Origin of the sequence: Chiayiivirga flava (assembly GCF_014202825.1) — a bacterium.
GTDB classification, from domain to species: domain Bacteria; phylum Pseudomonadota; class Gammaproteobacteria; order Xanthomonadales; family Xanthomonadaceae; genus Chiayiivirga; species Chiayiivirga flava.
In genome coordinates this window covers 560,091-584,840 of sequence record NZ_JACHHP010000001.1, presented here as the reverse complement: position 1 = coordinate 584,840, position 24,750 = coordinate 560,091, and the positions used below count along the sequence as shown (strand labels likewise).

The window sequence follows — 24,750 nt, the reverse complement described above, 5'->3', positions numbered from 1 at the left end:
GTCAGTCCGAGCACGGAGCACGGAGCACGAGTTGCCGAGCCGATCGGAACGATCAAAGTAAATTTTGGAAGCGGAAGCCCGCTCGCCCTTCTCCCTCCGGGAGAAGGTGGCGCGTAGCGCCGGATGAGGGTCCGGGCAGCGCCGTATCGCGGGCTTTGCACGAACATTCAGGCGGATGCCTGAGTTCATCTCGCTCGTTCAGCGCTTCGCAAAAAGCATGTAGTACGCGTCCGACCGCTTCGAAGCGGTGAACGCTTCGCATCAGCCCGAACCCTCTCCCCAACCCCTCTCCCACGGGGAGAGGGGCTTGATCTACGTCATGCGGGCGATGTGCAGATCATCGATCCATTGCGCGTCAGGCCGCCGATTGACCGCTCAGATCGCCGCCAGCACCGCCTCCGCCGACGACACCTTGAACTCGCCGGGCGCCTCGACGAACAGCTGCCGCACCACGCCATCCTCCGCATACAGCGCAAAGCGCTTGGAACGCTTGCCCATGCCGAACGCGGTGGCGTCCATCGTCAGCCCGAGCGCCTCGGCGAACGCCGCGTTGCCGTCGGCGAGCATGCGCAGGTCCGGCGGGACCTGCTGGCTGTTGGCCCAGGCCGCCATCACGAAGGCATCGTTCACCGACATGCAGGCCACGTCGATGTCGCGCGCGCGGAATTCGTCGAGCTTGTCGACGTAGCCCGGCAGGTGCTTGAACGAGCATGTCGGCGTGAACGCGCCGGGCACCGAGAACAGCAACACCTTGCGGCCGTCGAACAACTCCTCGGTGGTGACGGTCTGCACACCGTCGGTGAGCACGTTGAGCTGGGCGTGCGGGATGCGCTCGCCGATCTTGATGGACATGGGTCTGGGTGTCTTGAGCGCGGATCGCGCGACGGCATTTTCGCACGTGCGCCGCGCGGCGGTGCGGGGACAGGCGCCCGCCCGGACGGCGTCGCCGGGCGCTTGCCGGCGGCATCCGCGGCCCACCCGGCCGCAGCTGTGCTGCGGGCACCCTTGAACTGCCGCCGGGCGATCACACATACCGGGCAAGCGGCACGTCGCCGCACCCACATCCGGAGTACGCCCATGAACACCATCCGCTACGGCAGCCCCTTCAACGCCCGCAGTGCCAACGACCTGCGCCAGATCTTCGACCGCTTCTTCGGCGAGGCCGAAGGCGATACCTCGAACGTCGCCACCAGCCAGTGGACCCCGCGCGTCGACATCCGCGAGGACGAGACCCGTTTCGTCATCTTCGCCGACATCCCGGGCGTCGATCCGGCCAACGTCGAGGTCCACATGGACAAGGGCGTGCTGACGATCAAGGGCGAGCGCAGCGCCGAGGTGAAGGAAGAGGGCAAGCGCTGGTCGCGCGTGGAGCGCGCCCACGGCAGCTTCCACCGCCGCTTCGCGCTGCCCGACAGTGCCGATGCCGACAACATCACGGCCACCGGCAAGCACGGCGTGCTGGAGATCAGCATTCCGAAGAAGGCCGAGCAGCAGCCGCGCCGCATCCAGGTGCAGTAAGCGGACGCCGCCCGCGGGAACGCGTGACCGCGCGTTCCCATCGGCCTTGCGGCCGGCTACTGTGGCGTCGGTTCCCACCGGCCTGCGGCGCGTGCGCCGCGGGCCGTTTTGCTGTTCGACGTCACGCGACGTCCACCGAATGACCAGTCCATTCCGCCGCGCCGCCGCGGCGGTCGGAAAAGCGGGGTAGATGATGCAGTTCAAGGACTATTACGACATCCTCGGCGTGGCGCCGACGGCGGACGAGAAGGCGATCAAGGCCGCCTACCGTCGGCTGGCGCGCAAGTACCACCCCGACGTCAGCAAGGAAGCCGGCGCCGAAGAGAAGTTCAAGTCGATCAACGAAGCCAACGAGGTGCTGGGCGATGCGAAGAAGCGCGCCGCCTACGACCGCGTGCGCGCCGGCGGCTACCGTCCCGGCGACGAGTTCCAGCCGCCGCCGAACTGGGGCGACGGCGGCGTCGACTTCGGCGAAGGCTTCGGCGGGCAGGAAGGATTCAGCGATTTCTTCGAGTCGCTGTTCGGCGCGCGCGCGCGCGCGGGACGGCCCGGCGCCCGGCCGCCGACGGAGCGCCGCGCGCGGCTGCAGGTGGATCTGGAGACGGTCTACGCCGGGGCCACGCGCCGCATCGAAATCGACGGTCGCACGCTCGACGTGAAGATCCCGGCCGGCATCCAGGCCGGCCAGCAGATCCGTCTGTCCGGCCAGGGCGGGCAGGGCCGCGATCTGCTGCTGGAAATCGAACTCGCCCCGCATGCGCAGTTCGAACTCGACGGCCGCGATGTGCTGCTGCGCTGGCCGATCGCTCCGTGGGATGCCGCGCTCGGCGCGCAGATTGCGGTGCCGACGCTTGGCGGCAGCGTCACCGTGCGGGTGCCGCCGGGGTCGGACAGCGGCCGCCGCCTGCGGCTGCGCGGGCGCGGCTTGCCCGGGGCCGTGCCGGGGGACCAGTTCGTGCTGCTGGAGGTGCGTGCACCGGCGCCGGCCAACGAACTGCAGCGCGAGCGTTACCGCGCGCTGGCCGAGGCGTTCGGCGCCTCGGTGGCCGAACCGTCCTGACGTCCGCCCGCGGGCGCAGGGCAGGCGGGCGGACGATCAGCGGGATGCTTCGGGCCGGGTCGCCTCGACGTAGCCGAAGAACCCCTTGAGCATGTCTTCCTGGCCGACGTACTCGGCGCGCGTGGCCGGCTCGAAGCGCGATGCGCCCAGTTCCGCCAGTACCGGGTAGGCGTCGGTGTCTTCGTGCAGCTTCAGCAGCGCGTCCTTCACGGCCTGTTTCACCGCCGCATCGACACCGGGCGCGGCGCTGAACGCGCGGCCCGGGAAATCGCGGCTGCGCTGCAGGATGACGAGGTTCGGATAGAGTTCCGCGAGGCGCGACGGCACCATCGCGCCGTCGGCCTCGCCGCCGAACACCATCTCCACGCCGCTCTGCCACGATGCGGCTTCGGAGCGGATGTCCGGCTGCGCGACCGGGTTGTCGTAGAGCTCGGTCAGCAGCGCGAAGCCCAGGCTCGGCGCCGGCATGCAGGCCACGGGCCGGCCGATCAGGCCCTTCAGCCCGCCGCTCTCGAAGTCCGGTTGCGCCAGCAGCGAATACGACGTGGGCTCGGCGGTACGCACCAGCGGTTCGAACTGCTGGTGCGTGGCGCGGTAGTCGACGAAATGGGCTTCCTCGAAGGCGAAATCGACCGGCGTGTTCTGGCGCAGATCGTGCCAGTGGAAGTGGTAGTTGCGCGCGACCACGAGTTCGAAGGTGTGGCCGGTGCTGGCCGCGAGGTAATCGATCAGCGGCTTGTAGACCTCCTGCGCCTGCTCCACCGGGTACGCGGGTTCGACCGCGATCCGGAAATCGGCGGCCGATGCGGGCGCGGTGGCGGCGATGCCGGTCAGCAACAGCAGCGCGGCGCCCGCGCGGCGTAGGTGGTGCATTGGCGACTCCTCCTGTCAGATCGCCGGTGGCCGTCGCGTGGCGGTGACGGCCGAATCGATGTGGGCGCGACGCCCGCGGCCCTTGGATGCGGCCGTTCTGCGCGTCGCGCAGCGGCATCATACACGCGGCCGGCAGCACCACGTAGGCGGCGGCCTGGCGCCGTCGGCGGGCTAGCGCAGCAGGCTGTCCTGCAACGGCAGCGGTGTCGCACGATCGACCCCGTCCGCGTCGCGCCACAGCGCTGCCGGCGGGTCGAGCGCGGCCACCAGCAGCGCTTCGCGCCGGGTCCCTGCCGACGCGCTGCAGACCACCTCGGCCGCCGTGCCCGCATCGGACACGAACCGCTCCCCGATGCGGGCCGGCGCAAGCAGCTCCACGCGGACGAGGCCGCGCTTGGCCTGCCCGAGAAAGTGCGTGCGCGAGACGATTTCCTGCCCGGGGTAACAGCCCTTTTTCAGGCTGTACGCGGCCAAGCGGTCGAGCCCGAGCATCTGCGGGGTGTAGGCCTCCACGGCGGCGTCCTGCAGGCGCGGCAGCCCGCCCGCCATGTCGGCCAGCGACCACGCGGCAAGCGCGTCGGGTGCATCGCGGCCGCGGTCGGCGCCGGCCGGGCCGATGCGCAGGGCGCGCGTGCCGTCGCGCTCGAGCGCGATGTCGACGCCGCCGTCGTCGTGGCGCAGCGCCATCGCCTGCGTGACCGGCGCCGCGTCCGCGACACCGCTCACCGGCACGTCCAGCGGAAGCAGCCGCACCTTGCTGCGGAAGACGAAGCGTCCGAGCGCCTGCGCGAGCGTTGCGGCCGGCATGTCGCGCACGATGGCCCAGTAGCGCTCGGGATCGAGGCGCAGCAGCTGGAACAGCGCCACCACGCGGCCCTTCGGCGTCAGCCATGCGCTCCATTGCCAGTGCAGGTCGGCCAGCGCCTGGACGTCGCCGGTGAACTGGGCCTGCGCGAACGCTGCGGCATCGCGCCCTTCGAGCGCGAGCACCTGCACGTCCGGCAGGCACAGCGCGGTCGTGGTTCGACCATCGTCGGGGGAATCGAGCTTGCTCCACATGGGGTCAGGGTTTAACCTTTGTGCGTTGCACGAACGCCGCACATGATAGGTCAACCGCAGCCAGCCCCCGAGCCCGCACCCGACGTCCGACCCGCACAGGATCGGTCCGTGTCGCCTGCGGCAAGCCCGGTGCTCCCGCGCGAGATCGGCGGCCGCGACGGCCCCGAGCCCACCCGCTACGGCGACTGGGAAAAGAACGGCCGCTGCATCGACTTCTGACGATGACCACGTAATGCAGTCATCGCCGGCTCCCTTCTTTTCCGCAAGCTTCACGAGAGCGTGTCCATGACGCAGCGCGAACGCCCCCTGTCACCGCATCTGCAGGTGTACCGGTTCCAGATCACGATGACGATGTCGATATTGCATCGCATCACCGGCGTGGTGTTGTCGATCGGCGCGTTCGGCATGGTCTGGTGGCTGACGGCGGTGGCCGCAGGTCCGCAGGCACATGCCCAGTTCATGGCATGTGCCACCTCCGTTCCCGGGCTCGTCATCGTGTTCGGCGCGCTGTTCTGCGTGGTCTACCACTTCTTCAACGGCCTGCGCCATCTGGCGTGGGACGTGGGCCTGGGCTTCGAGATCCCGCAGTTCTACCGCTCCGGCTGGACGGTGGTGGCGTTGACCGCGATCGTGACCGTCGCGCTGTGGCTGCTGGCGCTGCGCCAGCTCGGTCTGCTCGGAGCGGCGGCATGAACGTCGACGCGCACCAGGGCCGCAAGCGCGCGCCGGAACAGGTGGGCCGCCTGCGCAATCCGCTCGCAAAGGCCCGCGGCCTGGGTTCGGCCAAGGACGGCGTGAAACACTTCACGATGCAGCGCCTTACTGCGGTGGCGCTGGCGCTGCTGATGCCGTGGTTCGTCTGGCTGGTCTTCAGCCTGCTCGGCGCGGACTACCTCACCGTGCGGCTCACCCTCGCGCAGCCGCTGAACGCGGCGCTGCTGATCGCGCTTGTGTCCGCGCTGCTGTACCACTCCAAGCTCGGCCTGCAGGTGGTGGCCGAGGACTACATCCACACGCCGTGGATGGAAGTCTCCCTGCAGGTCCTCAACTTCCTCGTCAACGCGCTTGCCGCGATTGTCGCCATCGTGGCCATCGGCCGCATCGTTTTCGCGGCCTGATCCCATGACAGCATCGTCCGTAAAGCCTGCCTACAAGATCACCGAACACAAGTACGACATGATCGTCGTCGGCGCCGGCGGCGCCGGCCTGCGCGCGACGTTCGGCCTTGCCCAGAAGGGTCTCAACACCGCCTGCATCACCAAGGTGTTCCCCACGCGTTCGCACACCGTCGCGGCGCAGGGCGGCGTCGCCGCCGCGCTCGCCAACATGGGCGAGGACGACTGGCGCTACCACTTCTACGACACGGTCAAGGGCTCCGACTGGCTCGGCGACCAGGACGCGATCGAGTACATGTGCCGCGAAGCGATCCCGGCCATCATCGAACTCGAACACTACGGTGTGCCGTTCTCGCGCACCGAGGACGGCAAGATCTACCAGCGCCCGTTCGGCGGCATGACCACGCGTTACGGCGAAGGCCCGCCCGCGCAGCGTACCTGCGCCGCGGCCGACCGCACCGGCCACGCCATCCTGCACACGCTCTACCAGCAGTCGCTGGCGCACGACGCGCAGTTCTTCATCGAATACTTCGCACTCGACCTCATCATGGACGACGAAGGCGCCTGCCGCGGCGTGCTGGCGCTCGACATGAGCACCGGCGAGCTGCACCTGTTCCGTGCGCAGGGCACCGTGCTGGCCACCGGCGGCTACGGCCGCGCGTACTTCAGCGCCACCTCCGCGCACACCTGCACCGGCGACGGCGGCGGCATGGTGCTGCGCGCCGGCCTTGCGATGCAGGACATGGAATTCGTGCAGTTCCATCCCACCGGCATCTACGGCGCCGGCTGCCTGATCACCGAAGGTGTGCGCGGCGAAGGCGGCATCCTGCGCAATTCGAACGGAGAGCGTTTCATGGAGCGTTACGCGCCGAGCGTCAAGGACCTCGCGCCGCGCGACATGGTCAGCCGCGCGATGACGATGGAAATCCGCGAAGGCCGCGGCGTCGGCGAGCACAAGGACCACATCCTGCTCGACCTCACGCACCTCGGGCCGGAAGTCATCCACGAGAAGCTGCCGGGCATCGCCGAAAGCGCGCGCATCTTTGCCAATGTCGACGTCGAGAAGCAGCCGATCCCGGTGCTGCCGACCGTGCACTACAACATGGGCGGCATCCCGACCAACTACCACGGCGAAGTGGTGCAGCTGCGCGGCGACAACCCCGATGCCGTGGTGCCGGGCCTGTACGCCATCGGCGAAGCGGCCTGCGTGTCGGTGCACGGGGCCAATCGCCTGGGTTCGAATTCGCTGCTCGATCTGGTGGTGTTCGGCCGCGCGGTGGCGAACCGCTGCGCCGAGACCATCGTCAGGAACGCCCCGCACAAGACGCTGCCGGCGTCGGCCTGCGACCGGGCGCTGGCCAACCTCGACAGGCATCGCAATGCCAACGGCGCGACGCCGACCGCCAACATCCGCCTCGACATGCAGCGTACGATGCAGGCCGACGCCGCCGTGTTCCGCACCGGCGAAACCCTGGCCCAGGGCACGAAGAAGATCCGCGACGTGCACGCAAGCTTCGCCGACGTGAAGGTCACCGATCGCTCGCTGATCTGGAACTCGGACCTGATCGAGACGCTGGAACTGCAGAACCTGCTCGACCAGGCCGTGGTCACGATGGTCTCGGCGGAGAATCGCAAGGAATCCCGCGGCGCCCACGCGCGCGAGGATTACCCCAAGCGCGACGACGAGAACTGGATGAAGCACACCCTATGCAGCATCGACGCCGCCGGCAACACGAAGATCGAATATCGCCCCGTGCACATGTACACGATGAGCGACGAGATCAAGGCCGTGCCGCCGAAGGCGAGGGTGTATTGATGCGCGGGATTCGGGATTCGGGATTCGTGATTCGGAAGAGCGGTGGTGCCGCGATGCTGGTCACGACCCATCACGACGCCGGCTCTTCCAAATCACGAATCACGAATCTCGAATCACGGACCTCCAATGGCTGAGTTCACCCTCCCGAAGAATTCGAAGATCGGCAAGGGCAAGCATTTCCCGGCGCCGGCCGGCGCGAAGAATCCGCGCACGTTCAAGGTGTACCGGTGGAATCCGGACGACGACGCGAACCCGCGCGTCGACACCTACGAGGTCGATCTCGCAGCGTGCGGCCCGATGGTTCTGGACGCGCTGATCAAGATCAAGAACGAGATCGATCCCACGCTGACCTTCCGCCGCTCGTGCCGCGAAGGCATCTGCGGTTCGTGCGCGATGAACATCGACGGCACCAACACGCTGGCCTGCACCAAGGCCATCGACGACTGCGGCAAGAAGGATGTACCGATCTACCCGCTGCCGCACATGGCCGTGGTGAAGGATCTGGTGCCGGACATGACGCATTTCTACGCGCAGTACGCGTCGATCAAGCCGTGGCTGCGCACCCAGAGCACGGTCTCGCCGGACCGCGAGCGCCTGCAGTCGCCGGAAGACCGCAAGAAGCTCGACGGTCTGTACGAATGCATCCTGTGCGCCTGTTGCAGCACCGCGTGCCCGAGTTACTGGTGGAACGGCGACAAGTACCTGGGCCCGGCGATCCTGCTGCAGGCCTACCGCTGGATCGCCGACAGCCGCGACGAGGACACCGGCGAACGTCTGGACGATCTCGAAGATCCGTTCCGGCTCTATCGCTGCCACACCATCATGAACTGCACCCGCACCTGTCCGAAGGGCCTGAACCCGGCCAAGGCGATCGCGGAGATCAAGAAGCTGATGGTGCAGCGGCGCGGCATCTGACGGGCGCGGTTCGACATGCGCGCACCGGCATGCGCGCACTGACGCGCGTGATCCGAAACAACGTGATCTGACGGAGCAGGGGCGATGACCGCGATCGGGTGGGGTTCGATGTTCTGGCCGCTTGCGGCGATGGCGCTGCTGACCTTCGGTGTGTGGCTGCGGTTGTATTCCGTCCGCATCCCGGAAATGCGCCGCCGGCGCATCCATCCCCAGTCGGTGGCGACCTCGGTGACGAAAGCCGGCAGGTACGAGGACGTGCGTGCCTCGGACAACTTCATCAACCTGTTCGAGCTGCCGGTGATGTTCTACGTCGGTGCGCTGGCGGCGGTGCAGTTCGCGCTGGTCGACGCGATCACGCTGGCACTGGCGTGGGGCTTCGTGCTCGGACGCGTGGCGCACAGCATCATCCAGTGCAGCTACAACAAGGTCATGCACCGGTTCGCGGTGTATTCGCTGTCCGCGCTGTGTCTGTGGGCGATGTGGGGCTGGATCATCGCCCGCGCGCTGTGACGATCTTCCTTCTCCCTGCGGGAGAAGAGCCTGCCCCGTACTCGATCCGGGGTGCCCGCAGGGCGGATGAGGGCGCCAGGCTGCAATGCAGCGAGATGTCCCGTTCCAAGCGTTTGCAGGCGTCGACGTCCCGTTCAGTCCGGCACGAACCGGCTCGCCCTCATCCGCCTGCCGGCACCTTCTCCCGGGGGGAGAAGGAACTCGGGCTGGTCGCGTTCTCAATCGGGCCGGTTGTGTTCCCGGTCGGACGGGACGCGTGACCACCGGTACCGACCTCCCACGCCTGCGCTGGCGCGCCCGGCGCGGCATGCGCGAGCTCGACCGCCTGCTGCTGGGCTATCTCGATGTCCGCTGGCAGAATGCGGAACCTTGCGAGCGGGCGGCGTTCGAACGCCTGCTCGCCTGCGAAGACACCGCGCTCTGGCGCTGGTTCCTGGGGCACGACCGCCCCGACGATGCGGAGCTCGATGCGCTTGTCCGACACATCCTCGCCGCCGCTGCGGCTTGATCTGACCGTCTCGCGGTGGCTGGACGCGGCCCTGGTCGCGATCGGGTTGCTGGCGGCGGTATCCGTCTGGCTGTCCGCGCTGCCGTGGATCGCCGTGCTGCTCGTGCCGCCGCTGTGGCTGCAGGCGCGTCGCGCGTTGCATCGCGCGAGTGCGGCCACGCTCGTGCTGCGCGCCGACGGCAGCGCAGCGATGCTGCACGCGTCGTATAGCGAAACCGCGGTGCAGCTGCGCGAGTTCGTCGAGCGCGGTCCGCTGGCCCTGCTCGTGCTCGACCTGCCGTTCGACGCCGTGCGGCGCATCCCGTGCGCACCGGACACGCTCGACGCGGCCACCCGCCGCCGCGTGCGACTGTGGGCGATGCACCACGCACATCGACTGCCGGCGCGTGAGCCCGCCCATGTTTAAGCCGCTCGAGCTCGCCATCGGCCTGCGCTACACGCGGGCCAAGCGCCGCACCCATTTCATCTCGTTCATTTCGCTGGCCTCGATGCTCGGCATCGCGCTCGGCGTGGTGGCGCTGATCACCACGATTTCGGTGATGAACGGCTTCGAGAAGGAGCTGCGCGCGCGTATCCTGGGCATGGTGTCGCACGCGACCATCGCCGGTGCCGGCGAGGCGCTGCGCGACTGGCCGAAGGCCGTGGCCATCGCCGAGCGCGATCCGCGCGTGCTCGGCGCGGCGCCGTACGTCGAGCGCGAGTCCTTGCTGTCGGGCTACAACAACATCGGCGCGCTGCTGCGCGGAGTGGATCCTGCGCTGGAACCGAAGGTGTCGGAGATCGGAGAGGTAATGCAGGCCGGATCGCTCGACGATCTGAAGCCCGGTGCGTTCGGCATCGTGCTCGGCATCGAGCTTGCGCAATATCTGGGCGCCGACGTGGGCGATGCGGTCACCGTGCTGGTGCCCGAATCGCGCAGCACGCCGATGGGCATCGTGCCGCAGATGAAGCGCTTCACGGTCGTCGGCGTGTTCAAGGCGGGCATGCAGGAGTACGACCTGCAGCTCGCCGTCATCCACCTGGCCGACGCGCAGAAGCTGCTGCGCATGGGCGAGGGCGTGAGCGGCGTGCGGCTGAAACTCGACGACATGGACACCGCGTGGCAGGTGGCGCGCGATCTGGCCGACAAGATGGGCGAGTTCTACCGCGTGCGCGACTGGAGCCGCGACCACGCCAACTTCTTCCGCGCCATCAAGATGGAGAAGTCGGTGATGTTCGTCATCCTGTCGCTCATCGTGGCGGTGGCGGCGTTCAACCTGGTGTCGTCGCTGATCATGCTGGTGACCGACAAGCAGTCCGACATCGCGATCCTGCGCACGCTCGGCATGACGCCGCGCTCGGTGATGGGCGTGTTCGTGGTGCAGGGCTCGATCATCGGCGTGGTCGGCATCGTGCTTGGGCTGATCGGCGGCGTGCTGCTGACGACGAACCTGCATCTGGTGGTCGCGGGGCTCGAACGCCTGCTCGGTTTCGAGGTGATGCCGTCGGACATCTACTACATCACCGGTGTGCCGACCGACATGCGCGGCGACGACATCCTCACCATCGCGATCGTCGCGTTCGTGCTGTGCATGGTTGCGACGATCTATCCGGCGTGGCGCGCCTCGCGTACCGATCCGGCAACGGCGCTGCGTTATGAATAAGGGCCGGGAGTCGGGAATGGGGAATCGGGAATCGATGGTGCTCGGGTGCCGCGGGCTGGCCAAGACCTATGTCGAGGGTGGGCTCAACACGCGTGTGTTCGACGGCATCGACTTTTGCGTGGGGCGCGGCGAGACCGTGGCCATCGTCGGTGCGTCCGGCGCCGGCAAGAGCACGCTGCTGCACATCCTCGGCGGGCTCGATACGCCGAGCGCGGGCGAAGTGTTCGTCGGTGGCGAGAAGATGAATGCGCTGTCGGACGCCGCGCGCGGCCGGTTGCGCAATCGCGCGCTTGGCTTCGTCTACCAGTTCCATCACCTGCTGCCGGAATTCACCGCGCTCGAGAACGTGATGATGCCGCTGCTGATCGGCGGCACGGCGATGCCGGAGGCATCGCGGCGCGCCCACGCGCTGCTCGATCGCGTCGGCCTGGGCGCGCGCACCCACCACAAGCCGGGCGAGTTGTCCGGCGGCGAACGCCAGCGCTGCGCCGTGGCGCGTGCGCTGGTGACGCGGCCCGCCTGCGTGCTCGGCGACGAGCCCACCGGCAACCTCGACGAAAAAACCGCCGCATCGGTGTACGCACTGATGCTGGAATTAAACCGCGAGATCGGCACCAGCTTCGTGCTGGTGACGCACGATCGCGGCTTGGCGCGCACGATGGATCGGGCGCTGGAGCTGGCCGGCGGAACCCTGCGCGAACTCGCGCCGGAGCAGGTGTAGCCCGGGTCGTGCACGCGCGCTGATCGCGCCGCATACCGGAGCGCACCACGGCGGAGGGACCTGCTGTGGACGTGCCGCGAATCCCCGCGCGCCTGCCCGGCGCGCTGCCGCCGTTCGATCTGCCGCTGGCGGCGGGCCTGCTGGCCGGTGCCGTGGCTGCGATCTCGCTGCCGGGCATCGTTCCGGTGCCTGTCGCGATCGCGCTCGGCCTTGTCGGGCTGGGATTGCTGCTGCGGCGGCCGCGCTGGCGCTGCGCGGCGGCGCTGCTGTTCGGCACGGGCTTGACTTGCCTGCATCTTGCCGCGGCGATGCAGGCGCGCCTGCCGCACGCGCTGGAAGGCGTCGACCTGCAGGTGCAGGGCACGGTGGTCGGCCTGCCGCGCGCCGATGCGTCCGGCACGCGATTCGAGTTCCGTGTCGACGCCGCGCACGGCGACGCGGCAGCGCTGACCGGCCGGCTGCTGCGGCTGGGCTGGTACCGCAGCGGACCCGTGCCCGCTCCGGGCAGTCGCTGGGCGCTGACGCTGCGGCTCAAGCGCCCGCGCGGCGGCGTGAATCCGGGCGGGTTCGATGCCGAGCGGCATGCGCTCGACCGCGGCATCGCGGCCACGGGCTACGTGCGCGACGTGGCGACCAATCGCGCACTGGCGCCGGGCGGCGGCGTCGACGCGCTGCGCGCGGCGCTGTCGGATGCGATCGCGCGCGCGGTCGACGCGCCCGAAGCGCGTTTCGTGCAGGCACTCGCGGTCGGCGACACGCGCGGCCTCGACGACGACGATTGGACCGTGTTGCGCGCCACGGGCATCACGCACCTGATCGCGATCTCCGGCCTGCACGTGGGCATCGTCGCGGGTTTCGGCGCATTGCTCGCGCGGCTGCTGTACCGCCTCGTGCCGGGCCTGGGGCTGCGTCTGCCGCTGCCGCAGGCCGCGGCGCTGGCCGCGCTGGCCGCCGCCTCCGGCTACACCGCGCTGGCCGGGTTCGCGCTGCCGACGGTGCGCACGTTGCTGATGATCGCGGCGGCGCTCGCCGCCGTGCTGCTGCGCCGGGCGTTCTCCGGCGCGCAGTCGCTGGCGCTGGCGCTGATCGCGATGCTGCTTGCCGATCCGCTGGCGGTGCTCAACGCGGGGTTCTGGCTCTCGTTCCTCGGCGTGGCGTGGCTGCTGTGGTGCCTGCCGCAGGCCTGGCGCGTTTCGCCGTTGCATGCGCTGCTGTCGGCGCAGGGCGTGAGCACGCTCGGCCTGCTGCCGCTGACGGTGTGGTTCTTCGGTCAGGCGTCGGTGGCGGGGCCGCTGGCGAATCTGGTGGCGGTGCCGTGGGTGAGTTTCGTGGTGGTGCCGGTTGCGCTCGCGGGCACCGCGCTCGCGCTGTTCGCGGAGGCCTGGGGCGCGCCGCTGTTCGCGCTGTCCGCGTGGTTGATGCAGGCGCTGTGGCTGCTGCTGGAGCCGCTGGCGGCGCTGCGCGGATCGCTGGTGTACCTGCCGGACGCGTCGCCCGCCGCGTTCGGGCTGGCGCTGCTCGGTGCGCTCTGGCTGCTGCTGCCGCGCGGCGTGCCCGGGAAACCGCTGGCGCTGCTGTTGCTGCTCCCGCTGCTGTGGCCGGCGCGGCTGCAGCCGCCGCACGGCGAGGCCGATATCGTGCTGCTCGACGTGGGGCAAGGCCTGTCGGTTCTGGTGCGCACGCGGCAGCACGCGTTGCTGTACGACGCCGGGCCTTCGTATCCGGCGGGCGCGGACCTCGGCGCATCGGCCGTGGTGCCGGCGCTGCGCGGACTCGGCGTGGCGCGGCTCGATCGCATGGTGCTCAGCCACGGCGACAACGATCATGCCGGCGGCGCCGAGGCGGTGCGCCGCGTCTTCCCGCCGTCGCGGTCGCTGGTCCAGCGCCGCGAACCGCAGGCGGACGAGACCCCGTGCCTGGCCGGGATGCGCTGGACGTGGGACGGCGTCGCGTTCGAAGTGCTGCATCCGCCGCCGCTGTTCCCGTACTTCGGCAACGACAGCTCCTGCGTGCTGCGCATCGAGACCGCCGACGGCAGCGTGGCGCTGCTGCCCGGCGACATCTCCGAGACCATCGAATCGCGCCTGCGGCGGATGCACCCGGATGCGCTCGACGCCGACCTGCTGATCGTCCCGCATCACGGCAGCGCCACCTCGTCGAGCGGTGCCTTCATCGATGCCGTCTCGCCGCAGCTCGCGCTGGTGGCCAGCGGCCACCGCAACCGCTTCGGCCTGCCGCGCGCGGAGGTGCTCGCGCGCTACCGCCGGCGCGGCATTGCGCTGCTCGACACCGCCGCTGCCGGCGCCGTGCACGTGCGCCTGGGCGGCGGCGTGCACGTGCGCGAGGCGCGGCGGATCGACCGCCCGCGGCCGTGGCGCGAGGAATAGCGCGGCGTCACGGCACCGTCGCAAGTCCTCGGCGCGTTCCATTCCCCGGCCGCGCGGTTAAGATGCGCAGTCGCGGCCGGATGCCGCCTGCCAGGAGTCGACGCGTGCTGGAACTGTTGCTGAGCGGCGGATGGATCATGTGGCCGATCTTCGCGGCCTCGGCGATCTCGGTCGCGATCATCCTGGAACGCTTCTGGACGCTGCGCCGGCGCGTGGTGCTGCCGCCGGGCCTCGGCGACGAGGTCCGCGCCTGGGCGCGCCAGCACAAGCTCGACCCGGCGCACCTGCAGGCGTTGCGCAGCAACTCGCCGCTCGGCGAGCTGCTCGCCGCCGGGCTCGAGGTGCGGCACCGGCCGCGCGAGCAGGTCAAGGAGCGCATCGAGGACGTCGGCCGGCACGTGGTGCACCAGCTCGAACGCTTCCTCAACACGCTCGGCAGCATCGCGAGCGTCGCGCCGCTGCTGGGCCTGCTCGGCACGGTGATCGGCATGATCCACATGTTCCTCGCCATCCTCGACCACGGCATCGGCGATGTCACGCAACTGGCCGGCGGCATCGGTCAGGCGCTGATCTGCACCGCGGCCGGCATGGTGGTGGCGATCCCGGCGCTGCTGTTCCACCGCTATTTCCGCGGCCGCGTCACCGAGTTCGTGATCGAGATGGAAAAGCAGGCCATGGCGCTGCTCGACACCCTCGACGAACAGCCGCAGCCCGCGCCCGCCGCCGCGCCGCGTCGGCGCACGGCGGCCCCCGCCGCATGAGGATCGGCGCACGCGCCACCACCGACGATCCGGAGATCGGCCTGATCCCGCTGATCGATGTGGTGCTCACGCTGATCATCTTTTTCGTGGTGACCACCACGTTCCAGGACCGCAGCGCGATGCGCGTGGAGCTGCCGCAGGCCGCCGCGCAGAGCGCGGAGGTGCCGAAGGATCCGCTGCTGGTGGTGATCGACGAACAGGGGCGTTACTTCGTCGGCGGCAGCGAAGTCATCAAGCGCGACGTCGATTCGCTGCGCGAAGCCATCGGCCAGGTGGCCGGCGACGATCGCGAGCGGGCGGTCACGCTGCGCGCGGACGCGCGCACGCCGCACCAGGCGGTGATCACGGCGATGGACGCGATCGGGCAACTCGGGTTCACGCGGCTGTCGATCGCGACGGTGCCGGGCACCGACGCGAAATGAAACAGGTCGCGCCGACACGCAGGACGCAGGCGTCAGGCGTGGCAATCTATCGGCGCCTGCTGCGCTACTCGGTTCCTTACTGGGGGTTTGCGTTGCTCGCCTTCGTGGGAATGGTGTTCGATGCCGCAGGTGCCGGGCTGTTCACCAATCTCATCAAGCCGCTGCTCGATGACCTTTTTGTGCAGCGTGATCCGGATGCGATCCGCTGGATGCCGATAGCGCTGGTGGGGCTGTTTCTGCTGCGCGGCATCGCCACGTTTGCGACGGACTACGGCATGGCGCGCATGGGTCGCAGCGTCGTGCGCGACTTGCGCAATGCCATTTTTCGGCACTATCAGAGACTGCCGGCGACGTACTTCGACCGCGAACCGTCGGGGCAAGTGATCTCGCGGGTGATTTACGGCGCCGAGCAGGTGGCCCAAGCCAGTGCGGACTCCGTGAAGGTGCTCATCGTTGACAGCCTCACCGTGATGGTGATGATCTGGACGATGTTTCGTGAGAGTCCAAGTCTCACGTTGTACCTGTTTCTCATGGTCCCGCTGACAGGCATCGTGTGGCAGTTCGTGGGGCGCCGCTACCGGCGCATCAATCGCAACATCCAGGGCTCGATGGGCTCGGTGACGGGACTGGTGGAAGAGGCGGTCGAAGGACATCGCGAGGTGCGCATCTACGGTGGCCAGTCGCGCGAGGCCGAGCGGTTCGACGATGCCACCAGCCGCAACCTGCGCTTGAACCTCAAGGTTGCCAGCACCAACGCGTTCAGCACCTCGGCGATCCAGCTGCTCGCCGCGAGCGCATTGGCGGCCATCGTCTGGCGCGCCACCCGTCCTGACCTGCTCGACACGATGACGCCCGGCAGCTTCATGACAATCATGACGGCGATGCTGCTGATGCTGCCGTCGCTCAAGCGCCTGACGTCGGTGCAGGCGACGATCCAGCGCGGCGTGGCGGCGGCAGACGAATTGTTCGATGTGCTGGATCGACCGGTCGAAGCGGACACGGGCACGCAGCCGCTGACGCGCTGCCGCGGCGACATCGAATTCCGCGACGTGCGCCTCGCCTACGTGGACGCCAGCGCCAACGCGCTCGACGGCATCACGCTGCGCTGCGCGCCCGGTACGGTGACCGCACTCGTCGGCCCCTCCGGCAGCGGCAAGAGCAGCCTCGTGAGCCTGCTGCCGCGCTTCTACGAAGTCAGCGGCGGACAGCTGCTGCTCGATGGCGAACCGATCGAACGTTACCGCCTCGCGGATCTGCGCGCGCAGATCGCGCTCGTGAGCCAGCGCGTGGTGATCTTCAACGGGTCCATCGCCGACAACATCGCCTACGGCGGGCTTGCCGGCGCGAGCGAAGAACAGATCGTTGCCGCGGCAGAAGCCGCCAACGCGATGGAATTCATCCGCAAGCTGCCGGACGGCATCCACAGCGCGGTCGGCGAGCACGGCGCGCTGCTGTCGGGCGGCCAGCGCCAGCGCATCGCGATCGCGCGCGCGCTGCTCAAGGACGCGCCGATCCTCATCCTGGACGAGGCCACGAGCGCGCTCGACACGCAGTCCGAACGGCTGATCCAGGACGCGTTGTCGCGCCTGATGCGCGATCGCACCACGCTCGTCATCGCGCACCGACTGTCGACCGTCGAGCACGCCGACCAGATCGCCGTGCTCGACGGTGGCCGCCTCGTCGAACTGGGCCGGCATGCCGACCTGCTCGCGCGCGAGGGCATGTATGCGGCGCTGTACCGCCTGCAGTTCCGCGACGACGCGGATCCGCCGGCGGCGGATCAGGCGTGAGCGCGCGTGCAGGCGGCCCGCGATCCGCTGCCAGCGTGCCTCGGCGGGCAGGCATGACTGCGTTGAAGACCGCGATCGTCCGCTGGCTGGAGCGCCGCTGGTATGGCGACGTCCCGCCGAACGCGGTGCTGCGGTGGTGTTCCTCGCTGTTCGCACGCGCCGCGGAGCAGCGCCGGCGCGAATATCTGTACGGCGCGCCGCAGATGATGCGCGTGGGCGTGCCGGTGATCGCGGTCGGCAATCTCACGGTCGGCGGTGCGGGCAAGACGCCGCTGACGATCGCGCTGGTCGAGGGTCTGCGCGCGCGGGGACTGCGTCCCGGCGTCGTGTCGCGCGGCTACGGACGCCGCGTCAACGATCTGCGCCGCGTGACCAGCGAAGCGAGCGCGGCCGATGTCGGCGACGAGCCGCTGCTGATCGCGCGCCGCACGGGCGTGCCGGTGGCGGTGGCGCCGGGGCGTTACGTCGCCGCACGCCTGCTTGAAAAATCCGGCGAGATCGACGTGCTGATCGCCGACGACGGCTTGCAGCACTACACGCTGATGCGCGACATCGAAATCCTCGTCGTCGACGGCCGCCGCGGGCTCGGCAATCTGCACGTGGTTCCCGCCGGTCCGTTGCGCGAGCCGGTCGGACGCGGCGACGCCTGCGATTTCGTCGTGCTCAATCTCGGCTCGGCGGCGCCCGCCGCAACGCCGTGCGGCGCCGCGTTTCCGGCCGCGCTGATCGCGCGCAGCGTGACCATGCAGCTGCGTGCCGCCGAGGCGGTGGCGCTCGACAGCGGGACGCGGACGCCGCTCGCCGCGTTCGCCGGACAGCGCGTGCACGCCGTCGCCGCCATCGCCGACCCCGAACGCTTCTTCGCGACGCTGCGGGCGCACGGCATCGAACCGATCGCGCATCCGTTTCCCGATCACCATGCGTTCGTGGCCGCGGATCTGGCCTTCGGCGACACGCTGCCGATCCTCATGACGGAGAAGGACGCGGTGAAGTGCGACGCCTTTGCCACCGACCGCATGCACGGGGTGCCGGTCGACGCCAGCGTGCCCGCGGCATTCCTCGACGCGCTCGCGCAGCGTGTCCGCGCCACCGTGGCGGAAGCGCGCACGTGAGCGCGCTGCCCGGCTTCGTGGTGGCGATCCCCGCGCGCTTCGGCGCGACGCGCCTGCCGGGCAAGCCGCTGCGCGCGATCGCCGGCGAACCGATGATCGTCCACGTCGCGCGCCGCGCGCTGGAGGCCGGCGCCGCGCAGGTGGTCATCGCCACCGACGACGCGCGCATCGCCGATGCCGTGGCGCCGCTGGGGCTGGACGTCTGCATGACCGCGAGCACGCACGCGTCCGGCACCGATCGGCTCGCCGACGTGGCTGCGCAGCGCGGCTGGGCGGACGAGCACATCGTGGTGAACCTGCAGGGCGACGAGCCGCTCGCGCCGCCGGCCGCGATCCGCCGCGTGGCCGAGACGCTGGCCGCCGCCGATGCGCCGATCGCCACGCTCGCCACGCCGCTGCACGACACGCGCGACCTGTTCGACCCCAACGTCGTCAAGCTTGTCACCGCCCGCAACGGGCGCGCACTGTATTTCAGCCGCGCCCCGATCCCGTGGCACCGCGACGCCTTCGCGCAGGACCGCATCACCCTGCCGCAGCACACCTGGTTGCGCCACATCGGCCTGTACGCCTACCGCGCGGGTGCGCTGCGTGCGTTCGCCGCGATGCCGCCGTCGGACCTCGAACGGATCGAGTCGCTGGAGCAACTGCGTGCGCTCGAGGCCGGCTGGTCGATCGCCGTGGCGCTTTCGCCCGAGCCGTTCCCGGCCGGGGTCGATACCGAAGACGATCTGCGGCGCGTCGAGCAGCACCTGCATGCCCGAGCCGCCGCGGCGGGGCCGGTGCCATAAGCTGCGGCGCATCGTGCGTGCGGTCGTCGCGCCGCGGTCGCGCGCGTGCGGGCTTGAACCACGCGCTGCGAAGTCCCATCTTGTCGCATTCCCCGCGACGCACCCGAATGTCCAGTCTCGTCCTCGCACAATCCCGTCTGCTGGCTCCTGCCGGCCTCGCGTCCGCCGATCTGGAGCGCGTGTTCGACCGGCTTCTCGGCCCCGGCGTCGATTTTGCCGACCTCTATTTCCAGAACTCGCGCCACGAGAGCTGGGCGATGGAGGACGGCATCGTCAAGGAGGGGTCGCACTCGATCGAGCAGGGCGTCGGCGTGCGTGCCATCAGCGGCGAGAAAACCGGCTTCGCGTATTCGGACGAAATCCGTCTGCCATCGCTGCTCGATGCGGCGGGAGCCGCGCGTGCCATCGCGCGCAGCGGCCAGCGCGGCAACGGGCGTGGCCTGGCGGTGGGCGACAACCGTGCGCTGTATCCGGCCATCGACCCGGTCGAGAGCCTCGACAGCGAAGCCAAGGTCCGCGTGCTGCGCGAGATCGACGCGCACGTGCGCGCCGCGGACGCGCGCGTGCGCCAGGTGATGATCAGCCTCGCCGGCGTGCGCGACACCATGCTCGTCGCACGTTCGGACGGCACGCTCGCGGGCGACGTGCGGCCGCTGGTGCGGGTGAACATCAGCGTCATCGTCGAGCACAACGGCCGCCGCGAGCAGGGTTACGCGGGCGGCGGCGGGCGCTACGGCTATGTCGAATTGCTGCAGGACGGCCGCGCGTTGCGCTGGGCCAACGAAGCCCTGCGGCAGGCGCTGGTGGCGCTCGAGGCCATCGACGCGCCGGCCGGCACCATGCCCGTCGTGCTCGGCCCGGGCTGGCCCGGCGTGCTGCTGCACGAAGCCGTCGGCCACGGGCTCGAAGGCGACTTCAACCGCAAGGGCACGTCCACCTACGCCGGCCGCGTCGGCGAGATGGTGGCGTCGCCGCTGTGCACAATCGTCGACGACGGTACGCTGCTGGGCCTGCGCGGCTCGCTCAGCGTCGACGACGAAGGCACGCGGACGCAGTGCACCACGCTGATCGAGAACGGCCGCCTTGTCGGCTACATGCAGGACACGCTCAATGCGCGCCTGACGGGCGTCGCGCCCACCGGCAACGGTCGGCGCGAATCGTTCGCGCAGCTGCCGATGCCGCGCATGACCAACACCTACATGCTGCCCGGCCAGAGCGATCCGCAGGACATCATCCGCAGCGTCAAGCGCGGGTTGTATGCGGTGAATTTCGGCGGTGGCCAGGTGGACATCACCTCCGGCAAGTTCGTGTTCTCGGCCACCGAGGCGTATCTGATCGAGGACGGAAAGATCACCGCGCCGGTCAAGGGCGCGACGCTGATCGGCAACGGGCCCGAGGCGATGACGCGCGTCAGCATGGTCGGCAACGACCTGGCGCTCGACGAAGGCGTGGGCATCTGCGGCAAGGACGGCCAGAGCGTGCCGGTCGGCGTCGGCCAGCCGACGCTGAAGATCGACGCGATGACGGTGGGCGGCACGCGCGCGTGAGCACGCTGGAAACGGAAATGCCGCGGATTGCCACGCTCGCGATCGCCGCACGGAGCCCCTCTCCCCGTGGGAGAGGGGTTGGGGAGAGGGTTCGGCAGTCCTCAACACTGGTGTCCGGAACCGGTCCGGTCGGTCGTATCGAGTCGCTCCTCTTCATGCGCGCTGCCGACGTTTGCAGCGACGAGCATGGCTTGATTCGACCGCTGATTTCGCCGTGCGGATGGGGCGTCGTCGACCCCCGAACCCTCTCCCCAACCCCTCTCCCACGGGGAGAGGGGCTCAGACACGCGGCGTGGAAGGTGCTAGGGCGTCGGCCGCTGCGCCGCGGACGCGATCAGCCGCGCCGCGAGCGCGGCGCGGGATCGTGGTCTTCGCCGCTGTCGTCCGGTGCATCCGCCGGATCGTGCTCCTCGAAGTGCTCGCCGAACGCGTCGTCATCGTCCGCGAATGCAGCCTCGCCGTTGCCGTCCTCGTTCCCGGTCGCGTCCTCGCGCATCATCGCCTTCAGTTCGCGGAACAGTTCGCGGAACGCGTGCGGTGGCTTGTTCTTCAGCCGCTCCTCTTTCGCGTTGCGTACCAGTTGCCGCAGATGCTGCCGGTCCGGATGCGGATGCGCCTGCAGCAGTTCCGCCAGCGCCGGGTCGCCTTCGGCCAGCAGGCGATCGCGCCAGGCCTCGAGCTGGTGCAGGGCGGCGGTGTCGCGGCGCGCCTCGTCGCGGTCGTGCTGCAGCGCGCGGCGGATCGCGTCGAGCGTCTCGTCCTCTTCGCGGCGCATGTGCTTGGCCAGGAACTGCAGCTGGCGTTTGCGCGCGATCGGCGCGGTGATGCGGCGCGAATCGCGCACCAGGTCGCGCAACTCGTCCGGCATCGGGATCGGCGCGAGCTGGCCGTCGGTCAATCCCACCAGCACCTCGGCCAGGTCGAATATCGCCAGCGCCTCGCGCCGCTGCTGGCTGCGGCTGGGCCCCAGGAATTCATTGGTTTCTTCGTCGCGTCCGCGCATCGATCAACGCCGGGAGTGGGAAATGGGGAATCGGCAATCGAACTGGCGGCGCGAGCTCCGGCGTTGCGTTCCGAATCCCGCTTCCCCATTTCCGATTCCCGGCTGCAAAGGATACGCCACGTGACCCCGTTGATCGAAACTCCCGCCGACGCCTCGCAGGCCACGCTCGACCGCCTCTCCGAGCTCGCGCGCGACGTGCTCGCGCGCTGCGCGGCGCGCGGCGCGAGCCAGTGCGAGGTCGGCATCAACGAAGACCGCGGCCTCGCGGTCGGCGTGCGCATGGGCGAGGTCGAAACCATCGAACACACGCGCGACCGTGGACTGTCGGTGACGGTGTACTTCGGCCAGCGCAAGGCCAACGCGAGCACCGCCGACCTCGACCCCGCCTCGATCGAAACCACCATCGACCAGGCCTGCGCCATCGCGCGTCATACCGAGGACGATCCCTGCGCCGGCCTCGCCGATGCCGAGCGCATGGCGCGCCACTTCCCCGATCTGGATCTGTGGCATCCGGCGCCGCTGGACGCCGACGCCGCCGTGCAGCTCGCGCTCGACTGCGAGGCCGCCGGCCGCGACGCCGACGCGCGCATCGCGAACTCGGACGGCGGCAACGTCTCCACCGGCGCGAGTCTGTCGGTCTACGCCAACAGCCACGGCTTCGTCGGGGCCGAGCGCAGCACCAGCCACAGCCTGAGTCTGTCGCTGATCGCGGGGCAGGGCGATGCGATGCAGCGCGACTACTGGTACGACGCGCACTGCGCCTTCGCGCAGCTCGCCTCCGCGCAGGAGATCGGCCGCCGCGCCGCCGAGCGCACCGTCGCGCGCCTGTCTCCGCGCGAAGTGCGCACCGGCGAGTATCCGGTGCTTTTCACCGCGGAATGCGCGCGCAGCCTCATCGGCCATCTGCTCGGCGCGGTGTCGGGCGGTGCGCTGTATCGCAAGGCCTCGTTCCTGCTCGACCATGTCGGCAAGCAGGTGCTGCCGCGCGGCATCGATCTGGTCGAGCGCCCGCATCTGCCGCGCGGTCATCGTTCGTCCGCGTTCGATGCCGAGGGCGTGGCCACCGTCGACAGCGACCTGGTGCGCGACGGCGTGCTGATGCGTTACATCCTCGGCAGCTATTCGGCGCGCAAGCTCGGGCTGGAGTCCACCGGCAACGCCGGCGGCGTGCACAACCTCGCCATCGGCACCGGTGCGGACACGCGCGCATCGCTGATCCGCGGCATGCGGCGCGGGCTCGTGGTCACCGAACTGATGGGGCAGGGCGTCAACACCATCACCGGCGACTATTCGCGCGGCGCCGCGGGTTTCTGGGTGGAGAACGGCGAAATCGCCTATCCCGTCGACGAGGTGACCATCGCCGGCAACCTGCGCCAGATGCTGCTCGGCATCGAGGCGGTCGGCAACGACGTCGACACCCGCTCGCATGTGCTCACCGGCTCGATCCTGCTCGGCCGCATGACGGTCGCTGGCGGCGCCGCGGCCGACTGACGCGGCGCCGTGTCACGTCGTCCGCGGCGGCGCGTCTGGTTGACAAGCGCCGCGGTGCCGTCGACATTGGGTCCGTTGCGTCCGTCCCTCCAGGAGTAGAGCCATGAGCGATCTCGGTCCCGATCCCGTCCCGCCGCCGGTCCCGCCGGTGCCCCCCGTCGATCCGGTCCCGCCGCCGGTCGACGGTGTTCCCACGCAGGAGCAGCGCCAGTGGGGTCTGTTCACGCACCTGTCCGCGCTGGTGGGGCTGATCATTCCGTTCGGCAACATCCTGGGGCCGCTGGTGTTCTGGCAGATCAAGAAGAACGAGTGGGCGTTCGCCGACGATCAGGGCAAGGAAGCGGTGAATTTCAACATCACCGTGGCCATCGCCGGCATCGTGTGTTTCCTGCTGACGTTCGTGCTGATCGGCCTGCTGCTGCTGCCGATCCTCGGCATCGCGTGGATCGTGTTCACGATCATCGCGGCGATCAAGGCGAACGAGGGTGTGTACTACCGCTATCCGTGGATCCTGCGGCTGGTGAAGTAAGGCCAAGTCCGCTCGACGCCCCTCTCCCGCCGGGAGAGGGGTCGGGGCATCTGCATCGTCGGGCGTCGACCGCACCGGCACCACGCGCCTGCTACCATGCCGGCACGCCCGGCGTTCCGTGCGCGCGGCGCACTGCCGCCGGCGCCGCGCTGCGCTGTCCGCTCGCCTCCGCCCCGTACGGACCGCCCGTGACCGACAAACTCGTCATCGCACTCTCCGCGCGTGCCCTGTTCGATCTCGAAGACAGCCATGCCCTGTTCGAACGCGAGGGTGTGCTCGCCTACGCCGACTACCAGCGCACGCGCGAGGACGATCCGCTCGAACCGGGCATCGCGTTTCCGCTGGTGCACAAGCTGCTGGCGCTGAACGCGCACGGCCGCGCCGACCTGCCGCGCGTGGAAGTGATCCTGCTGTCGCGCAACTCGTCCGACACCGGCCTGCGCATCTTCAACTCGATCGAGAAATACGGGCTGGAAATCGTGCGTGCGGCGTTCACCAGCGGTGCGCCGACCTGGCCGTACATCCGGCCGTTCGGCGCGCACCTGTTTCTCTCGGCCAATCCCGAGTCGGTGCGCCGCTCGCTCGAACACGGCGTGGCGGCCGCGACGATCCTGCCCGCGCGCGCGCCCGAGCGCGGTCGCGACGAACTGCGCATCGCCTTCGACGGCGATGCGGTGATCTTCGGCGACGAGTCCGAGCGCATCTCGCGCGAATCGGGCGTCGAGGCCTTCGCGCGCAACGAGGTCGAGTTCGTCAACACACCGCTGTCGGCCGGGCCGTTCCGCGGCTTCCTGACCGCGCTGCACAGCATCCAGGCCGCGTTCCCGGCCGAGGCGTCGCCGATCCGCACCGCACTGGTCACCGCACGCTCGGCGCCCGCGCACAAACGGGTGATCCTCACGCTGCGCCACTGGGGCGTGCGACTGGACGAGGCGCTGTTCCTCGGTGGTCGCGACAAGGGCCCGTTTCTCGAAGCCTTCGGCGCGGACATTTTCTTCGACGATTCCAGCCACAACATCGAAAGCGCGCGTCGCCACGTCGCCGCGGGCCACGTGCCGCACGGGGTCTCCAACCCGCCTTGAGCGTCCGGAGCGGCGCGGCCGCCCGGAACACTGTTCGCTCGCGGCGCGCGTCGTGTTCGAAAGCGGACGGATGCCCGCGGACACCCGGCGATGTCCTTTC

Annotated in this window: 26 protein-coding genes; 22 read left to right on the top strand and 4 right to left on the bottom strand. The window is 69.6% G+C overall.

Annotation, left to right across the window (positions count from 1 at the left end; translation table 11 throughout):
• Nucleotides 1-375: 375 nt before the first annotated feature.
• Nucleotides 376-852, bottom strand: coding sequence for a peroxiredoxin (locus HNQ52_RS02435; protein ID WP_183959443.1), 477 nt, complete (start codon nucleotides 850-852; stop codon nucleotides 376-378).
• A gap of 225 nt (nucleotides 853-1,077) precedes the next feature.
• Here HNQ52_RS02435 and HNQ52_RS02430 point away from each other — a divergent pair, with 225 nt between their 5' ends.
• Nucleotides 1,078-1,518: an Hsp20/alpha crystallin family protein gene (locus tag HNQ52_RS02430; protein WP_183959441.1), complete on the top strand. Its 441-nt coding sequence runs from the start codon at nucleotides 1,078-1,080 to the stop codon at nucleotides 1,516-1,518.
• A gap of 193 nt (nucleotides 1,519-1,711) precedes the next feature.
• Nucleotides 1,712-2,578 carry a DnaJ C-terminal domain-containing protein gene (locus tag HNQ52_RS02425; protein ID WP_183959939.1) on the top strand — a complete coding sequence of 289 codons (867 nt, stop codon included), beginning with the start codon at nucleotides 1,712-1,714 and terminating at the stop codon, nucleotides 2,576-2,578.
• 36 nt (nucleotides 2,579-2,614) lie between these two features.
• Here HNQ52_RS02425 and HNQ52_RS02420 read toward each other — a convergent pair whose 3' ends face one another.
• Nucleotides 2,615-3,451 (bottom strand): phosphate/phosphite/phosphonate ABC transporter substrate-binding protein, encoded by an 837-nt coding sequence (locus HNQ52_RS02420; protein WP_183959439.1) that lies wholly within the window; start codon nucleotides 3,449-3,451, stop codon nucleotides 2,615-2,617.
• Nucleotides 3,452-3,622: 171 nt separating this feature from the next.
• Entirely contained in the window at nucleotides 3,623-4,510 is an 888-nt protein-coding gene (gene ygfZ, locus HNQ52_RS02415) for a CAF17-like 4Fe-4S cluster assembly/insertion protein YgfZ (protein ID WP_183959437.1), read from the bottom strand.
• Nucleotides 4,511-4,618: 108 nt separating this feature from the next.
• On the opposite strand from ygfZ, the gene HNQ52_RS17605 reads away from it, so the two are divergent.
• The 17 genes from HNQ52_RS17605 (at nucleotide 4,619) to tldD (ending at nucleotide 20,545) form a co-directional block, all read left to right on the top strand.
• On the top strand, nucleotides 4,619-4,729 hold the full coding sequence (locus HNQ52_RS17605; protein ID WP_246387466.1) for a DUF1674 domain-containing protein: 111 nt from the start codon (nucleotides 4,619-4,621) through the stop codon (nucleotides 4,727-4,729).
• A 66-nt stretch (nucleotides 4,730-4,795) separates the two neighbouring features.
• Nucleotides 4,796-5,203 carry a succinate dehydrogenase, cytochrome b556 subunit gene (sdhC, locus tag HNQ52_RS02405; RefSeq protein WP_183959433.1) on the top strand — a complete coding sequence of 136 codons (408 nt, stop codon included), beginning with the start codon at nucleotides 4,796-4,798 and terminating at the stop codon, nucleotides 5,201-5,203.
• Nucleotides 5,200-5,628, top strand: coding sequence for a succinate dehydrogenase, hydrophobic membrane anchor protein (gene sdhD / locus HNQ52_RS02400; RefSeq protein WP_183959431.1), 429 nt, complete (start codon nucleotides 5,200-5,202; stop codon nucleotides 5,626-5,628). The genes sdhC and sdhD overlap by 4 nt, the downstream gene beginning before the upstream one ends.
• Nucleotides 5,629-5,632: 4 nt before the next feature.
• The gene (gene sdhA / locus HNQ52_RS02395; protein WP_183959429.1) at nucleotides 5,633-7,441 is read left to right on the top strand and encodes a succinate dehydrogenase flavoprotein subunit; all 1,809 of its coding nucleotides are present in this window, start codon (nucleotides 5,633-5,635) and stop codon (nucleotides 7,439-7,441) included.
• A gap of 126 nt (nucleotides 7,442-7,567) precedes the next feature.
• Nucleotides 7,568-8,356 carry a succinate dehydrogenase iron-sulfur subunit gene (locus HNQ52_RS02390; protein WP_183959427.1) on the top strand — a complete coding sequence of 263 codons (789 nt, stop codon included), beginning with the start codon at nucleotides 7,568-7,570 and terminating at the stop codon, nucleotides 8,354-8,356.
• Between the two features lie 84 nt (nucleotides 8,357-8,440).
• Nucleotides 8,441-8,866: an MAPEG family protein gene (locus HNQ52_RS02385; protein WP_183959425.1), complete on the top strand. Its 426-nt coding sequence runs from the start codon at nucleotides 8,441-8,443 to the stop codon at nucleotides 8,864-8,866.
• Nucleotides 8,867-9,122: 256 nt separating this feature from the next.
• Nucleotides 9,123-9,374, top strand: coding sequence for a succinate dehydrogenase assembly factor 2 (locus HNQ52_RS17005; protein WP_183959423.1), 252 nt, complete (start codon nucleotides 9,123-9,125; stop codon nucleotides 9,372-9,374).
• Nucleotides 9,340-9,780: a hypothetical protein gene (locus HNQ52_RS02375; RefSeq protein WP_183959421.1), complete on the top strand. Its 441-nt coding sequence runs from the start codon at nucleotides 9,340-9,342 to the stop codon at nucleotides 9,778-9,780. Before HNQ52_RS17005 ends, HNQ52_RS02375 begins: the two co-directional genes overlap by 35 nt.
• Nucleotides 9,773-11,017 carry a lipoprotein-releasing ABC transporter permease subunit gene (locus tag HNQ52_RS02370; RefSeq protein WP_183959419.1) on the top strand — a complete coding sequence of 415 codons (1,245 nt, stop codon included), beginning with the start codon at nucleotides 9,773-9,775 and terminating at the stop codon, nucleotides 11,015-11,017. The genes HNQ52_RS02375 and HNQ52_RS02370 overlap by 8 nt, the downstream gene beginning before the upstream one ends.
• A 16-nt stretch (nucleotides 11,018-11,033) precedes the next feature.
• The gene (lolD, locus tag HNQ52_RS02365) at nucleotides 11,034-11,738 is read left to right on the top strand and encodes a lipoprotein-releasing ABC transporter ATP-binding protein LolD (RefSeq protein ID WP_484484034.1); all 705 of its coding nucleotides are present in this window, start codon (nucleotides 11,034-11,036) and stop codon (nucleotides 11,736-11,738) included.
• Nucleotides 11,739-11,803: 65 nt separating this feature from the next.
• A complete protein-coding gene (locus HNQ52_RS02360; RefSeq protein WP_183959416.1) occupies nucleotides 11,804-14,125 on the top strand; it encodes a DNA internalization-related competence protein ComEC/Rec2 in 2,322 nt (773 codons plus the stop codon).
• Nucleotides 14,126-14,229: 104 nt separating this feature from the next.
• Complete coding sequence (locus tag HNQ52_RS02355; RefSeq protein WP_183959414.1) at nucleotides 14,230-14,886, top strand: MotA/TolQ/ExbB proton channel family protein; 657 nt, start codon at nucleotides 14,230-14,232, stop codon at nucleotides 14,884-14,886.
• A complete protein-coding gene (locus tag HNQ52_RS02350; protein ID WP_183959412.1) occupies nucleotides 14,883-15,308 on the top strand; it encodes an ExbD/TolR family protein in 426 nt (141 codons plus the stop codon). Before HNQ52_RS02355 ends, HNQ52_RS02350 begins: the two co-directional genes overlap by 4 nt.
• 38 nt (nucleotides 15,309-15,346) lie before the next feature.
• Nucleotides 15,347-17,098: a lipid A export permease/ATP-binding protein MsbA gene (msbA, locus tag HNQ52_RS02345; protein WP_343059174.1), complete on the top strand. Its 1,752-nt coding sequence runs from the start codon at nucleotides 15,347-15,349 to the stop codon at nucleotides 17,096-17,098.
• A 53-nt stretch (nucleotides 17,099-17,151) separates the two neighbouring features.
• Nucleotides 17,152-18,210, top strand: coding sequence for a tetraacyldisaccharide 4'-kinase (gene lpxK / locus HNQ52_RS02340; protein WP_183959407.1), 1,059 nt, complete (start codon nucleotides 17,152-17,154; stop codon nucleotides 18,208-18,210).
• A 5-nt stretch (nucleotides 18,211-18,215) separates the two neighbouring features.
• Complete coding sequence (gene kdsB / locus HNQ52_RS02335) at nucleotides 18,216-18,998, top strand: 3-deoxy-manno-octulosonate cytidylyltransferase (RefSeq protein WP_183959938.1); 783 nt, start codon at nucleotides 18,216-18,218, stop codon at nucleotides 18,996-18,998.
• A gap of 107 nt (nucleotides 18,999-19,105) precedes the next feature.
• Nucleotides 19,106-20,545, top strand: a complete 1,440-nt coding sequence (gene tldD / locus HNQ52_RS02330) for a metalloprotease TldD (RefSeq protein WP_183959405.1) — start codon at nucleotides 19,106-19,108, stop codon at nucleotides 20,543-20,545.
• 334 nt (nucleotides 20,546-20,879) lie between these two features.
• Here tldD and yjgA read toward each other — a convergent pair whose 3' ends face one another.
• Nucleotides 20,880-21,548 carry a ribosome biogenesis factor YjgA gene (gene yjgA, locus HNQ52_RS02325; protein ID WP_183959403.1) on the bottom strand — a complete coding sequence of 223 codons (669 nt, stop codon included), beginning with the start codon at nucleotides 21,546-21,548 and terminating at the stop codon, nucleotides 20,880-20,882.
• 120 nt (nucleotides 21,549-21,668) lie between these two features.
• Between yjgA and pmbA the strand changes: the two genes are divergently transcribed.
• The 3 genes from pmbA (at nucleotide 21,669) to HNQ52_RS02310 (ending at nucleotide 24,650) form a co-directional block, all read left to right on the top strand.
• Entirely contained in the window at nucleotides 21,669-23,039 is a 1,371-nt protein-coding gene (pmbA, locus tag HNQ52_RS02320) for a metalloprotease PmbA (RefSeq protein ID WP_343059173.1), read from the top strand.
• 103 nt (nucleotides 23,040-23,142) lie between these two features.
• Complete coding sequence (locus HNQ52_RS02315) at nucleotides 23,143-23,568, top strand: magnetosome magnetite crystal formation protein family (protein WP_183959401.1); 426 nt, start codon at nucleotides 23,143-23,145, stop codon at nucleotides 23,566-23,568.
• A gap of 188 nt (nucleotides 23,569-23,756) precedes the next feature.
• Entirely contained in the window at nucleotides 23,757-24,650 is an 894-nt protein-coding gene (locus tag HNQ52_RS02310; RefSeq protein WP_183959399.1) for a 5'-nucleotidase, read from the top strand.
• Nucleotides 24,651-24,750 lie beyond the last annotated feature (100 nt).